We start from the raw sequence: 14,558 nt of genomic DNA, 5'->3' as shown, positions 1-14,558 counted from the left end.
GTTATGCTGTAGGAAGAAGAGGGGGAATAGGGATGGAAGCATTACTGCATGGAATGATATTGGCATTTGGGTTAATACTACCTTTAGGTGTTCAAAATATATTTCTATTTAATCAAGGGGCAACGCATAAAAAGTTTACCTATGTGTTACCAGCAATCATTACGGCTAGTATTTGTGACAGTTTACTTATATATTTGGCTGTTGCCGGTGTCTCTGTGGTGGTATTTACCTTTGAATGGGTAAAAGTGTTGTTGTTTATCATCGGCTTTTTTTTCTTAGCCTATATGGGATGGGCGATGTGGAAGAGTACATCGGAAATGGGGAATAAACAAAAACAAATACGGTTTTCTCCACGTCGACAAATAACGTTCGCCGCCTCTGTTTCCTTATTAAATCCCCATGCCATTCTTGATACAATTGGGGTTATTGGCACAAGTTCTCTTGCTTATACTGGTGAAGAAAAACTTGTTTTTGCGGTCGCTTGTATGAGTGTTTCATGGATATGGTTTTGCCTTTTAGCTATATTAGGTCGAAAGCTTGGACAAATTGATCAGCGAGGATTGTTGTTAAAGCGTGTGAATCAGCTTTCAGCCATTATTATTTGGGGAATGGCAGTTTATTTAGGGGCTAACTTGCTAATCTCGTAGGTACTCATTGCTTTTGCGCCCACCATGTATTTGTTGTGCCTATAAATTTGGGCATTCAAAATGACATTCACTGAGTATTTAGCTATAATAAAAAGGTTGTAATCACCCTTCAAATGATAAAGGGGGTAACGTTTGTGATTCAATTACGTAATGTCAGTAAACGGTTTGCACATTACCAAGTCATTAAGTCTATTTCTTTAAAGATACATAAAGGCGAAATCTTCGGGATAATTGGTGCGAGTGGTGCTGGTAAATCGACGTTGCTTCGATTAATGAATTTATTAGAGGTGCCAGATGACGGGGAAGTGGAAGTGGACGGGAAACAGCTGACTAGCTTAGGATACAAGGAACTTCGACAAGCTCGCCAATCGATTGGGATGATCTTTCAGCATTTTAACCTTGTCGCTAATAAAACGGTTTATGAAAATGTCGCAGTCTCTTTAGAGTTGGCTAATTATCCTAGAAAAGAAAGAAGAGGTCGTGTAATCGAGTGTCTTCAATTTGTTGGATTGGAAAGCTTTATGGAGAAATATCCTGCTCAATTAAGTGGTGGACAAAAGCAGCGTGTTGCGATTGCCAGGGCAATTGCAAATAATCCGCAAGTATTATTATGCGATGAACCTACGTCTTCTCTTGATCCAAAAACGACAGCTGAAATTTTACATGTATTAGAGGATGTAAAAAAACGTCTAGGTGTAACGATTGTAATCGTCAGTCATGAGATGGAAGTAATTAAAAGCATATGTAATCGTGTGACGGTTATCGAAGACGGAGAAATCTACGATACGGTAGCTATCGAACCAAAAGGAATTCAGCAAATAAATAATACCTCAAAAAGAATGGTAGAACAGCTTACAAAGGATGGTGAAGTTGACCATGCCTGAGATATTAGTACAATATAGATTGGAAATTTGGCAATCAATTGGACAAACCTTTGTTATGGTGGGCATGTCTATTTTAGCAGCTATCATAATAGGGCTCCCAGTTGGTACATTGCTTTTCTTATGCAGAAAGGGCAAAATGCTGGAGAATCCATTCATATTTTCTACATTGAATTTAGTAGTGAATATTATTCGTTCATTTCCATTTTTATTATTAGTTGTCTTTCTTATTCCGTTTACAAGAATAATTATAGGAACGGCCATTGGAACAGCTGCTGCAACTGTTCCATTATCCATCATAGCAATTGCTCATTATTCTCGATTAGTGGAGCAATCCTTATTGGAAGTACCGAAGGGTGTTATAGAAGCAGCGATTTCAATGGGAGCATCTGTTAGGGAAGTAATCTTTAAATTTCTTTATGTGGAAGCTCGTTCTGGACTCATTTTAGGACTAACAACATCAATTATTAGCTTCATTTCTTATTCGACGATTATGGGAGTTGTCGGGGGTGGAGGCATTGGAGATTTTGCCATTCGCTATGGGTATCAACAATTTAAAACAGACTTAATGATTTATATGATTATTATTATGGTAATATTAGTACAGGCTATACAATTTACTGGTACAGCAATAGCGAAAGTAATAGATAAAAGGTAAATGATAGGAGATAAACGAATGAAGAAAATTCTATTTTTAATGATGATAGGTTTATTTATTTTGGCAGGTTGTGGAAAAGACAATACTGAAACTAACCAAAAGGATGAGCAAAATAAGGAGAAAGAAGAAGTAACATTGAAGGTTGCTTCCTTAATTCCTCCAATGACTGAAATCCTTGAACTTGTTAAACCGACATTAGCTGAGCAAGGTATCAATCTTGATATCGTTGTATTAAGTGATAATGTGCAGCCAAATACTGCTCTTGCAGCAGGTGAAGTGGATGCAAACTTCTTCCAACACGTTCCATACATGGAGGAATTCAACCGTAGCAATGATGCGGAGCTAGTGCCTGTTAAAGAGATCTATTTTGCAAACTATGGTGTGTATTCAAAAGAATATGATTCCATGGATAAAGTGCCAGAGGGTGCTGTCATTGCGATTGCGAATGATATTTCCAATATTGACCGTTCATTGGCATTGTTAGCTCAGCATGACGTGATTACATTAAAAGAGAAAACAGGTCCTTATTATACAAAAGCAGATATTTTGGAAAATCCGAAAAACTTAAAGTTTAAAGAAGTGGATTTATTGATGCTTGCGAGAATGTATGATGATGCGGATTTAGTAGTGATGACACCAGCTTATGCTTCCCCACTTGGCTTAACACCAAAAAGTGATGCATTGCTGACAGAGGGAGTAGAGAATGACTTCGCGATTACGTTAGTAGCTCGTAAAGATAATGCGGATTGGGAACCAATTCAAAAGCTAGCAGAAGCAATGACAAGTCCTGAGGTTCGTAAATTCTTAGAAGAAAAATATGATGAAACAGCAATCCCTGCATTTTAAATGAAGGGTGATTGAAGTAATATTTCTTTACTAAATAGCATAACAATGCCTTATCCGAGTCTTTTGGCGAGGGTAAGGCTTTCTTTTTTAGGGACAAATCTTGCTAATTCTGACTTTAAAAAAATGAATAATTATCGTATAATAAAAGATAACTATTTGAAATTTTTTGAAAATGAGTTGGGCTGTAACCAGGTAATGCTTGATACAGAAAAGATGTAGGACTAGTTTTATTCCTTGCTGCTTCAATGCGTTAAAAAGGGAACGCTTACATTTTTACTGAAAATCTAAAAGTATAAGGAAGGTTAAAATGAGCAGAAGAGAAACGAAAACAGACGTTATTTTAATTGGTGCCGGGATTATGAGTGCAACTTTGGGAATGCTTTTAAAAGAATTAGACCCGAGTTTGAAAATCACAGTGTTTGAAAAATTGGCAAGTGCAGGAGAGGAAAGCTCTAACGAATGGAATAATGCGGGAACAGGTCATGCGGCACTTTGCGAGCTGAACTACACAGTGGAAAAACCAGATGGCTCTGTAGACATTAGAAAGGCGATAGAAATTAACGAACAGTTTCAAGTTTCATTGCAATTTTGGTCTTATCTTGTAAACAATCAAGTATTACATAAACCGCAAGAATTTATTATGCCATTACCTCATATGAGTTTAGTGCTAGGAGAAAGTAATGTAGACTTTTTACAGAAACGTTTTGAAGCAATGGTAAGTAATCCATTATTTGCAGGGATGGAATTTTCAAAGGATCCGGAAAAACTGAAGGAGTGGATCCCTCTTATTATGCAGAACCGTGGATCAAAAGATCCGATAGCAGCAACGAAGATTGCTTCAGGAACAGATGTTAATTTCGGCGCTTTAACACGACTGCTGTTTGCTGATTTAGCACAGAAAAATGTAGGAATTAACTACAAGCATAGTGTAAATGATTTAAAACGTACAACTGATGGTTTGTGGGAAGTGAAGGTGCAAGATTTAGATGGTGGCAGCACGGAAACCCATTCTGCTAAATTTGTCTTTATTGGCGGTGGGGGCGGTAGTCTGCATTTACTGCAGAAATCTGGTATTCCTGAAGGAAGGCATATGGGCGGATTTCCGGTAAGTGGCATATTTTTAGTATGTAAGAATCCAGATATAGTGGCAAAGCATCATGCAAAAGTATATGGGAAGGCAAAGGTTGGGGCGCCGCCAATGTCTGTTCCTCATCTCGATACACGATTTATTGACAATAAGAAATCATTACTATTTGGCCCTTTTGCTGGCTTCTCGCCTAGATTTTTAAAGACAGGATCAATGTTTGACTTAATTACATCTGTCAAACCAGATAATCTGTTTACCATGTTGGCAGCTGGTGCCAAAAATATGTCCTTAACGAGTTATCTAATTCAGCAGGTTATGTTATCGAAAGAGAAGCGGATAGAAGAGTTACGAGAATTCATTCCAAATGCTAAAGCAGAAGATTGGGATCTCGTTGTCGCAGGGCAACGTGTGCAAGTAATCAAAGATACAGAAGCTGGAGGCAAAGGAACACTTCAATTTGGTACAGAGGTTGTGAGTGCTGCCGATGGATCTATAGCAGCATTGCTCGGCGCTTCACCTGGTGCTTCCACTGCTGTCCATGTTATGCTGGAAGTTATTCGAAAATGTTTCCCAGAGCAAATGCCAGTATGGGAGACCAAATTGAAAGAAATGATTCCCTCTTATGGAGTATCACTGAAGGATAATCCTAAGTTGCTGCAGGAAGTTCACAAGGTAACAACACAAACACTTGGTTTAAGTGAGAAAAAAGCGATTTATAACTAATAGTTGGAATGGCAAGAGAAGAAAGTGAAATTTTTAGAGAAAAAAATTTTTTTGAGCGTATTTTTTAAAATTAATAGCATTTATTACTTCTGAAATACGATTGTTCAGAAAAGGCTCTCTGTTGTCTACTTGCGTGAACTAAATATAGTTATAAAAAAGAACTTTCATCGAAAGGATGGAAGTTCTTTTTTTTATGAAAAACCTATGTTGAAAAAGTCCAAAAGACTTACAGAGTTCATACAAGTTACACTCCCCTATGAAAATTTCAAACCAGACAAAAATTTATGTAATTTTTTTGAAAGGATTGACAAACGCTTTCAAAAAGGGTAACTTAGTTTATACGATGAACAAACTAACTAATTAAAATGAGTAACTTGTTCATGTATATCATTATTAAAAAAGGAAATGCGAGGTGGTTTAATTTTTGACGCAAAAGAAAGAAGAACTTCTTTTGAACTAGAAGGTGTATTCCATGCTTATATTGCTTTAGAATGAAAAATTCCCCAAAGAATAATTGAAGATAAGGTTTTAGATGGTATTACAGAGGTCAGGAAAATCAGAAAGAGTCAAGGTGACCATTTACCAAATATTTGTTAACGCTTTATGTTGGTGAATAAAAAAATAAATGACCAAGGTGTATTTATTCTCTGATATGGAAACGGTTCCATTTGGGCTGGAGAACTCATTATTAATCTTTTAAAGAAAATATATTACATACAGAAAAATAAAAGAATTCCTTAATTAAAAAGGAAGATGACTCGATAGAAAAATCAAATTGGAGCAAGTTGTGTCTGTAGGGGCTTTTAAAGGAGGAAAGATGATGGCAAGTGAGAATTTAAAAAAAATTAGTTTGAATGAGAAATTTGGCTATGCATCTGGAGATTTTGCATGTAACTTGATTTACACAACGGTATCAACCTACCTTTTGTTCTTTTACACCGATGTTTATGGGCTATCTGCAGCAGCAGCAGGTACGATGTTTTTAGTAGTCCGGATTATTGATGCCCTTGCTGATCCTTTTATTGGAACAGTTGTAGATAGAACAAATACAAAGTTTGGACGTTTTAGACCGTATCTACTATTTGGTGCTTTTCCCTTTGCTATATTAGCTATTCTGTGTTTTACGACGCCTGACTTTTCAAGTGCGGGTAAATTAATCTATGCATATATTACTTACGTTGGTTTATCCCTTGTTTACACAACGATAAATGTTCCATATGGTGCATTAACTTCTGCTATGACAAGAAATAACCAAGAAGTAGTTAGCATTACATCTGTTCGAATGATTTTAGCAAACTTGGGTGGATTAGTTGTAGCCTTTTTTGTCCCATTATTATCGACATTTCTAGGAAATACTACAGAAAATTCAGCTCTTGGCTGGCAGTTAACGATGAGTATTTTAGGTGTTATTGGCGCTTGTCTATTAATTTTCTGCTTTAAGAGTACAAAAGAGCGAGTTGTTTTACAAAAATCTGTAGAGAAAATTAAGTTCACTGATATCTTCGAACAATTTCGCATTAATCGTCCATTAGTTGTTTTAAGTATTTTCTTTATCATTATCTTTGGCGTAAACTCTATTAGTAATTCTGTTGGAATCTACTATGTAACATATAATCTTGGCAGAGAAGACTTGGTAAAGTGGTATGGATTACTTGGAAGCTTGCCTGCTTTAGCAGTTCTCCCATTTTTACCTAAAATTAGTAAGGCGCTTGGTAAGAAGAGACTATTAAACTATGCATTACTATTAAATATTGTTGGTCTTTTAGCTTTGCTTGTTATTCCGCCTAGTAATGTGGCATTAGTTCTTATTTTTCGTCTAGTTGCTGCAGCAGGAAGTCTTACAGCTGGAGGATATATGTGGGCGCTTATCCCAGAAACGATCGAATATGGGGAATATAAGACAGGAAAACGAATGGGTGGCTTGATTTATGCAATTATCGGATTCTTCTTTAAATTTGGGATGGCTCTTGGTGGTATTGTCCCAGGGTTGATTTTGGACAAATTCGGCTATATTGCCAATCAAGTACAGACTCCTGAGGCATTGATGGGAATACTCATTACAACAACCGTTGTACCAGTAATTTTCTTAATATTAGCAATGGTTGATATCAATTTCTATAATCTTGATGAAAAGACATATGACAAAATGATACGAGAATTAGAGAACAGAGATAAAATTTACTTAGATAATATTGAAGAATTTGAAGCAAAATAATAATTTTAGAAACTATTAATCTATTACCATTTAAAGTACTTATTTTATTGGAAGCAAATGTATAAGGAGGATGTTAAGATGAAGATTATCAACCCAGTACTTAAAGGCTTTAATCCAGATCCGAGTATTTGTAGAGTTGGAGAAGACTATTATATTGCCGTATCTACTTTTGAATGGTTCCCAGGAGTACAAATTCACCATTCTAAGGATTTAGTCAATTGGGAACTGGTTGCACACCCATTACAAAGAGTATCTCAATTAGATATGAAAGGAAACCCTAACTCTGGCGGTGTTTGGGCGCCATGCTTAAGCTATAGCGATGGAAAGTTTTGGCTTATTTATACAGATGTAAAAGTGGTAGATGGTGCTTGGAAGGATTGTCATAACTATTTAGTTACTTCTGAAACAGTGGACGGGGATTGGGGGGAGCCAGTTAAATTAAATAGCTCTGGATTTGATGCTTCCTTGTTCCATGACACGGGTGGAAAAAAATATTTGTTAAATATGCTTTGGGACCAACGCCTAGATCGTCATCCATTTGGTGGAATAGTGATGCAGGAATATTCCACAGAACAGAAAAAATTAATCAATAAACCCCAAATTATTTTTAAAGGTACGGATATAAAACTAACTGAAGCGCCGCATTTATATCATATTGGTGAATATTATTACTTATTAACAGCAGAAGGTGGAACGAAGTACGAGCATGCTGCAACGATTGCTCGATCTAAAAATATAGAAGGTCCATATGAGGTTCATCCAAACAACCCAATTTTAACAGCTTGGCATGACCCTAGAAATCCATTGCAAAAATGTGGACATGCTTCTATTGTCCAAACGCATACAGATGAATGGTATTTAGCCCATTTAACTGGACGCCCTATTCATCCAGATGATGATTCTATTATTCAACAAAGAGGATACTGTCCTTTAGGCAGAGAAACAGCTATTCAAAAGCTTGAATGGAGAGATGGCTGGCCGTATGTTGTAGGTGGAAAAGAAGGAAGCGTGGAGGTAGAAGCACCAAAGATTACTGAAACAAAGTTTCCATCCACTTATCCAGTATTGGATGAATTTAATCAAGATAAGCTAAATATAAATTTTCAAACATTGCGTATTCCATTTACAGAACAATTAGGTTCCTTAACGGAAAGATCTAATCATTTACGATTATTTGGTCAAGAATCATTAACATCTACTTTTACACAATCTTTTGTAGCTAGACGCTGGCAAAGTCTTCAATTTGAAGCAGAAACAGCATTAGCTTTTACACCAGAAAGCATTCAACAGGCTGCAGGATTAGTGAATTATTACAACACAGAAAATTGGACAGCACTGCAAGTAACATATGATGAAGAGCTTGGCCGCATCCTTGATTTAACGATTAGTGATAACTTCTCGTTCTCCCAACCACTGAAGGAGAAAATTATTGTTCCAAGTGAAGCGGAATATGTATATTTGAGAGTAACAGTCGATACTGAGGTTTATTACTATTCTTATTCCTTTAATAAAGAAGAGTGGCATAAAGTGGATATTGTTTTTGAATCTAAAAAATTATCGGATGATTATATTCGCGGAGGAGGATTCTTCACAGGAGCATTTGTAGGAATGCAATGTCAAGATACAAGCGGTCAAAACATACCAGCTGACTTTAAATATTTCCGTTATCAAGAAAAAGAGTAAAGATGTAGACCCAGGAGCAGAATATATTGCTACTGGGTTTTTTATTCGGTTCCTTTTCTAAAACCTCCTTTTTTTTAATTTGTGTGCTAAAGGGGAAATGAAAAATGAAAGTGCTAACATTCTATTTCCTCCTTTAGACGGAAAAACAATATGTTAAGATGTAAGAGTTTTCATAGTAAGATAAAAGCGTAGTAATCATAATAAACAATTTACTTAAAATAAATTAATTCGGAGGTCATTAAAATGAAAAGAATTTTATTAGCTTGTTCTTCAGGTATGTCTACTAGTTTACTTGTTTCAAAAATGAGAGATGCTGCAAAAGAAAAAGGAATGGAAGTAGAAATTTGGGCTGTTGCTCAAGATAAAGCTCAAACAGATATGGAACGTGCAGACGTACTTCTAATTGGTCCGCAAATGCGCTTTTTGAAAAAGAAGCTTGCTGCTGTGGCAGAAACAGTTGGTATTCCATTAGATGTTATTGATCCGGTTGCTTACGGACGCATTGACGGATTAGCTGTTTTAAATAAAGCTTTAGAATTAATCGAGAATAATAAGTAAGATTTTTATTTTAAAAATGAAAACACTTACTAATAGAAGGAAGAGAGGAAAACCTTATGAATAAATTTATGGAGGTTTTGGAAAATATTCTGTTACCAATTGCTGAAAAATTGAATAACAATCGTTATTTAGCAGCATTACGTGATGGTTTTATGGTTGCCTTGCCGCTAATCATTTTTGGATCAATCTTTGTTGTAATTGCAAACTTTCCTTTCCTAGATAAATGGATCAGTCCGGAGGCATATGCATCCTACCAAAATGCATTAGGGCCAGCATCTGCAGCCACGCTAAGCATAATGGGTCTATTTGTCATAATGGGGATAGGATATAAATTGACACAGCATTATGGTCTTGAAGCAATTTATGGTGCAGTAGTTGGGGTTGCGTCATTCCTTATTCTAAACCCGCAAGAATTAGGAGAAGTAACAGGTGTTATCCCAACTGCTATTCTAGGAGCACAAGGGATGTTCTTAGGAATATTCACTGCATTTATCTCTGCAGAGCTATATCGATTCTTTGTGAAGAAAAACTGGACGATTAAAATGCCTCCAGGTGTACCAGAGTCTGTATCTAGATCATTTAGTGCATTGATTCCGATTACATTAACATTAACAATCTTTTTAATCATTCGTATTTTATTTAGCTTTACACCATTTGAAACAGTACAAAACTTTATTTATACGATTATTCAAGAGCCATTAACTGCTTTGGGTAGTAGTCTACCAGCAACAATCGTAGTTGTACTATTAATTCAATTATTCTGGTTCTTCGGTTTACACGGTCAGATTATTATGAACTCTGTACTTGATCCAATTTGGTATGCGTTGAATGATCAAAACTTCAGTGCCTTCCAAGCAGGAACAGAGCTTCCAAACGTTGTTACAAAACAATTTATGGATACGTTCTTAGTTGGTATGGGTGGTACGGGAATGACATTAGGTGTTGTTATCCTTATCTTCTTAATCGGTAAGAGCAGACAAACAAAAGAACTTGGAAAACTTGGTGGACCAGCAGGAATTTTCAACGTAAATGAACCAATGATCTTTGGACTTCCAATTATTATGAATCCATTAGTTATTATTCCTTGGCTTTTAGCGCCAGTAGTTGTAACGGTAATTACGTATCTTACCATGTCAGCTGGTATCGTGCCAAAGCCTGCAGGAATCATTGTTCCATGGACAACACCAATTGGTATAAGTGGATTTTTAGCAACGGGTAATGATTGGAGAGGAGCAGCCCTTCAAATCTTTAACTTACTTGTTGTAATGGCAATCTGGTGGCCATTCCTTAAAGTCCTAGATAAAAATTATTATGAAACAGAAAAACAAGGATAATAGAGAAAGAATCATAGATTAGAAATTCTACATCAAAAAAAGGGGTATTACCTTAGTTAACTTAAGGGTGACCCCTTGGGTATTAGAGAATGGAGTGACAGGGATGGAAACAGATAACAAAATGACAGAAATAGCTTTTCAAATTATTCTCTTCGCTGGTAATGGCCGTTCATGTGCGATGGAAGCGATACAAGAGGCAAAAGAGGGAAACTTTGAAGAGGCGGATAAATTAATAGAAGAGGCAAGTGCAGAACTTGGAAAAGCGCATGGTTTTCAAACGAAATTACTCCAAGAAGAAGCGAGTGGAAATGGAGCTAGTGTGAATGTTATTTTAGTTCACTCTCAAGATCATCTGATGACAGCTATTACTGTTCGTGATCTAGCTACAGAAATAATAGAAATCTATCGTAATAAATAAGTTGGAGGTTTCGGAAAATGACTGTTCAATACAAATTTCCTGAAGGATTTTGGTGGGGGAGTGCCACCTCTGCAACACAAATAGAAGGTGCAGCAAATGAAGCAGGAAAAGGGAAAAATATTTGGGATCATTGGTATGAGGCAGAGCCAAATCGCTTTTTTGATAATGTAGGACCAGCAACTACTTCCAATTTCTATTATCAATACAAAGAAGATATTCAATTGATGAAGGAAATTGGGCATAATTCATTCCGCTTATCTATTTCATGGTCTAGGTTAATTCCAAACGGACGGGGAGAAGTTAATCCAGAAGCTGTAGCCTTTTATAATAATGTAATAGATGAGCTATTCGCTAATGGAATTGAACCATTCGTTACCCTGTATCATTTCGATATGCCCCTTGAAATGCAGAACATTGGTGGGTGGGAAAATCGTGAAGTGGTAGATGCTTTCCAAGCATATGCTTTGCAATGCTTCCAACTATTTGGTGATCGTGTGAAAAAATGGTTTACGTTTAATGAACCAGTTGTTCCTGTGGAGGGTGGATATTTATACGATTTCCACTATCCAAATATCGTAGACTTCAAAAAGGCTGTACAAGTTGCGTATCATACCGTTTTAGCTCATGCAAAAGCAGTTCAAGCTTTTAAAGAATGGAATAAAGACGAAAATACGAAAATTGGGATTGTCTTGAATTTAACACCATCTTATCCAAGAAGCCAGAATCCATATGATTTAAAGGCGGCAAATATTTGTGATTTATTCTTTAATAGAAGTTTCTTAGATCCTGCTGTTCTTGGTGAATATCCAGTGGAATTAGTAGAAATACTACGTGAACATGGCCAACTACCAAATGTAGAACAAGGGGACTTAGAATTAATTAAAGCAAATACAGTCGATATTCTTGGTGTTAACTACTATCAACCGCGCCGAGTGAAGGCGAAAGAACATTTGCCAAATCCATACAGTCCATTTATGCCAGAGTGGTTCTTTGATTCTTATGAAATGCCTGGACGGAAAATGAACCCTTATCGTGGCTGGGAAATTTACGAAAAAGGTATTTATGATATCATGGTTAATTTAAAGGAAAACTATGGGAATGTGGAATCCTTTATTTCTGAAAATGGTATGGGAGTTCAAGATGAAGAACGTTTCTTGAAAGATGGTCAAATTCAAGATGATTACCGAATTGAATTCATTGAGGGTCATTTACAATGGCTGCATAAATCCCTAGCAGAAGGCTGTAATGTAAAGGGCTATCATCTATGGACATTCATGGACAATTGGTCTTGGTCTAATGCTTATAAAAATCGCTATGGATTCATTTCAGTAGACATAAAGACAAAACAAAGAACACCAAAGAAAAGTGCTTACTGGTTTAAAAATGTAGCAAAAAACAACGGGTTTTAGGGGTAAATGAAATCATTTCTGATATAATTTTAAAGATATAAAGGAAAGGTTCTGATCAAGGATTAAGATCAGAACCTTTTTGAGTAAGGATATATATAGAAAAATTTGTAAAAATATGAGTGGAAGGAGACTTTATTTTGCTAAGCTCCCGAATGAAACAAGTTTTACGTGAATTATTGGCAGCGGATACACCTATTACAGGTGAATATTTAGCTACTGTCAATCATGTGACGGCTCGAACGACGAGAGAAGATATTAAAAACTTAGATGCACTATTAAATAATCATGGTGCCAAAATAATCTCTGTTATATCAAAAGGTTATACATTGGAAATTTGGGATAAACCTGTTTTCCAACAGTATTTACATTCTATCTTTGTAGAAAACTCTCTATCTCATATTGGTATTCCCAAAACACCAGAGGATAGAGTAACCTATATTATCATCCGGTTTTTATTAAATGATCATTATCTTAAATTGGATGATCTTGCAGATGAACTATTTGTAAGTAAATCTACGATTCAACAAGACATAAAAACGGTGAAAGAGATTCTGCAAAAGTATGACATTATGCTAGAGGCAAGACCGAATTACGGATTGAAAACAGTTGGGGATGAAATAAAGGTTCGATTTTGTTTATCAGAGTATGTACTTGATCGAAAAAAACAACCAACTAATACAATAGATAGTCCACTCCCCTCCATCTTTGATAGTGAAAATATGGAGGCTATTCAGGCAATTATTTTAAAACAAATAAAGAAGTATCAAATTACGCTTTCTGATATTGCCATAAACAACTTATTCATTCATATTGTAATCGCCCAAAAGCGAATTGTTAGTGGTCATTATGTGGCGATATTTCATGCAGATATGGATGAGATTGAACAACAAAGGGAATACCATGTTGCAAGTGAAATTGTGAAAGAAGTAGAGGATCTTTATCACATTAAGTTTCCACAAGCAGAGATTGCCTATATTGCTATGCACTTACTTGGAACAAAGCTAGTCACCCAGAAAAAGGGACATATTGATCATGTGATTGAAGATGATATTCTTCAGCTAGTTCACTTTGTAGTGGCAAAGATGGAAGAAAAACTAGATTTGGGGATTGAAAAAGATGAAGAACTCATCTTTGGAATGAGCATGCATTTAAAGCCTGCAGTGAACCGAATTAAATATGGCATGAATATCAGAAATCCAATGCTGAAAGAAATAAAGAACAATTATCCACTTGCCTATGAAGCGGGAATTATTGCAGGGCTTGCCATTAAAGAGTATACAGGAATTGAAATGGATGAAAATGAGATTGGTTATTTAGCTCTCCATATCGGTGCTGCAATGGAAAGAACAAAATTGCGTTCTGGCCCGAAACGCTGTCTTGTAGTATGTGCGTCAGGACTAGGAACGGCTCAGTTAATTTATTATCGACTAAAATCCTATTTTGGAAGCAATTTAGAGGTGATTGGGACAACGGAATATTATATGCTCGACCAATATAATTTAAGCGAGGTTGATTTCATCGTTAGTTCCATTCCAATCAAGGAAAGCTTTGATGTACCTGTAATAGAGGTAAATGCGATACTGAAGGAAAGTGATTTAAAAGCGATTGAAAAATTTATCCTAACACAAGGTAATCATCAGCCAATTGAATCGTTTTTCCTTCAAGAGCTTGTTTTTTTAAAGAAAACATTTCATACACAGGAGGAAGTTTTAGCATTTTTGCATGAACAATTAATGGAGCAAGGTATTGTGGGCAAAGCTTTTTTAGACGCAGTATACGAGCGGGAAAAGGTAGCTCCAACTTCCTATGGGAATTTGGTTGCGATTCCTCATCCCATTACTCCACAAACAGAAAAAACATTTGTATGTGTTTGTACATTAGAAAAGCCAATTGATTGGAATAACAATCCTGTTCAAATGGTCTTCTTATTATGTGTGAAAAAGAATAGTCAGGAAGATTTGCAAGAAATGTATGAAGTTCTTGGAAAGTTTATTGAGGATCATACGAGTGTCCATAAAATATTAAAGGCAAGCTCTTATGAGGAGTTTATTCGAATAATGAAAGAAGCGTAAAAAGCATTTTCTAAGGCTTAAACTTAA

At 36.1% G+C, this 14,558-nt stretch carries 12 protein-coding genes; all 12 read left to right on the top strand.

All coding sequences use genetic code 11. From position 1 onward, the window contains the following. Positions 1-32 precede the first annotated feature (32 nt). The 12 genes from RTL21_RS05500 to RTL21_RS05445 all read left to right on the top strand — a co-directional run bounded on the left by RTL21_RS05500 (position 33) and on the right by RTL21_RS05445 (position 14,531). Positions 33-647, top strand: coding sequence for a LysE/ArgO family amino acid transporter (locus RTL21_RS05500; protein WP_312094261.1), 615 nt, complete (start codon positions 33-35; stop codon positions 645-647). 134 nt (positions 648-781) lie between these two features. Next, positions 782-1,531, top strand: a complete 750-nt coding sequence (locus RTL21_RS05495) for a methionine ABC transporter ATP-binding protein (protein ID WP_312094145.1) — start codon at positions 782-784, stop codon at positions 1,529-1,531. Next, positions 1,524-2,186, top strand: a complete 663-nt coding sequence (locus RTL21_RS05490; protein ID WP_312094143.1) for a methionine ABC transporter permease — start codon at positions 1,524-1,526, stop codon at positions 2,184-2,186. The genes RTL21_RS05495 and RTL21_RS05490 overlap by 8 nt, the downstream gene beginning before the upstream one ends. An 18-nt stretch (positions 2,187-2,204) precedes the next feature. Then, entirely contained in the window at positions 2,205-3,032 is an 828-nt protein-coding gene (locus tag RTL21_RS05485; protein WP_312094141.1) for a MetQ/NlpA family ABC transporter substrate-binding protein, read from the top strand. A gap of 307 nt (positions 3,033-3,339) precedes the next feature. After that, positions 3,340-4,842 carry a malate:quinone oxidoreductase gene (locus tag RTL21_RS05480; protein ID WP_312094139.1) on the top strand — a complete coding sequence of 501 codons (1,503 nt, stop codon included), beginning with the start codon at positions 3,340-3,342 and terminating at the stop codon, positions 4,840-4,842. Between the two features lie 820 nt (positions 4,843-5,662). Continuing rightward, positions 5,663-7,057 carry an MFS transporter gene (locus RTL21_RS05475; protein ID WP_312094137.1) on the top strand — a complete coding sequence of 465 codons (1,395 nt, stop codon included), beginning with the start codon at positions 5,663-5,665 and terminating at the stop codon, positions 7,055-7,057. A gap of 78 nt (positions 7,058-7,135) precedes the next feature. Next, complete coding sequence (gene xynB / locus RTL21_RS05470; protein WP_312094135.1) at positions 7,136-8,740, top strand: xylan 1,4-beta-xylosidase; 1,605 nt, start codon at positions 7,136-7,138, stop codon at positions 8,738-8,740. 243 nt (positions 8,741-8,983) lie between these two features. After that, a complete protein-coding gene (locus tag RTL21_RS05465; protein ID WP_312094133.1) occupies positions 8,984-9,298 on the top strand; it encodes a PTS sugar transporter subunit IIB in 315 nt (104 codons plus the stop codon). Between the two features lie 56 nt (positions 9,299-9,354). Beyond that, positions 9,355-10,632 carry a PTS cellobiose transporter subunit IIC gene (gene celB, locus RTL21_RS05460; RefSeq protein WP_312094131.1) on the top strand — a complete coding sequence of 426 codons (1,278 nt, stop codon included), beginning with the start codon at positions 9,355-9,357 and terminating at the stop codon, positions 10,630-10,632. A gap of 103 nt (positions 10,633-10,735) precedes the next feature. After that, on the top strand, positions 10,736-11,050 hold the full coding sequence (locus tag RTL21_RS05455; protein ID WP_312094129.1) for a PTS sugar transporter subunit IIA: 315 nt from the start codon (positions 10,736-10,738) through the stop codon (positions 11,048-11,050). A gap of 17 nt (positions 11,051-11,067) precedes the next feature. Continuing rightward, entirely contained in the window at positions 11,068-12,459 is a 1,392-nt protein-coding gene (locus tag RTL21_RS05450) for a glycoside hydrolase family 1 protein (RefSeq protein ID WP_312094127.1), read from the top strand. Between the two features lie 152 nt (positions 12,460-12,611). Next, on the top strand, positions 12,612-14,531 hold the full coding sequence (locus RTL21_RS05445; protein ID WP_312094125.1) for a BglG family transcription antiterminator: 1,920 nt from the start codon (positions 12,612-12,614) through the stop codon (positions 14,529-14,531). The last annotated feature ends 27 nt before the right edge of the window (positions 14,532-14,558 follow it).

Origin of the sequence: Niallia sp., assembly GCF_031978665.1 — a bacterium.
Classification (GTDB): domain Bacteria; phylum Bacillota; class Bacilli; order Bacillales; family Cytobacillaceae; genus Niallia.
The sequence above is the reverse complement of the archived record's forward strand: the minus strand, read 5'-3'. Positions and strand labels throughout refer to the sequence as shown.

Excerpts from the sequence above, each read along its gene's own strand:
- RTL21_RS05500 (WP_312094261.1), top strand. The coding sequence starts at position 33 with ATGGAAGCATTACTGCATGGAATGATATTGGCATTTGGGTTAATACTA.
- RTL21_RS05490 (WP_312094143.1), top strand. The coding sequence starts at position 1,524 with ATGCCTGAGATATTAGTACAATATAGATTGGAAATTTGGCAATCAATT.
- RTL21_RS05485 (WP_312094141.1), top strand. The coding sequence starts at position 2,205 with ATGAAGAAAATTCTATTTTTAATGATGATAGGTTTATTTATTTTGGCA.
- RTL21_RS05480 (WP_312094139.1), top strand. The coding sequence starts at position 3,340 with ATGAGCAGAAGAGAAACGAAAACAGACGTTATTTTAATTGGTGCCGGG.
- RTL21_RS05475 (WP_312094137.1), top strand. The coding sequence starts at position 5,663 with ATGGCAAGTGAGAATTTAAAAAAAATTAGTTTGAATGAGAAATTTGGC.
- xynB (WP_312094135.1), top strand. The coding sequence starts at position 7,136 with ATGAAGATTATCAACCCAGTACTTAAAGGCTTTAATCCAGATCCGAGT.
- RTL21_RS05465 (WP_312094133.1), top strand. The coding sequence starts at position 8,984 with ATGAAAAGAATTTTATTAGCTTGTTCTTCAGGTATGTCTACTAGTTTA.
- celB (WP_312094131.1), top strand. The coding sequence starts at position 9,355 with ATGAATAAATTTATGGAGGTTTTGGAAAATATTCTGTTACCAATTGCT.
- RTL21_RS05455 (WP_312094129.1), top strand. The coding sequence starts at position 10,736 with ATGGAAACAGATAACAAAATGACAGAAATAGCTTTTCAAATTATTCTC.
- RTL21_RS05450 (WP_312094127.1), top strand. The coding sequence starts at position 11,068 with ATGACTGTTCAATACAAATTTCCTGAAGGATTTTGGTGGGGGAGTGCC.
- RTL21_RS05445 (WP_312094125.1), top strand. The coding sequence starts at position 12,612 with ATGAAACAAGTTTTACGTGAATTATTGGCAGCGGATACACCTATTACA.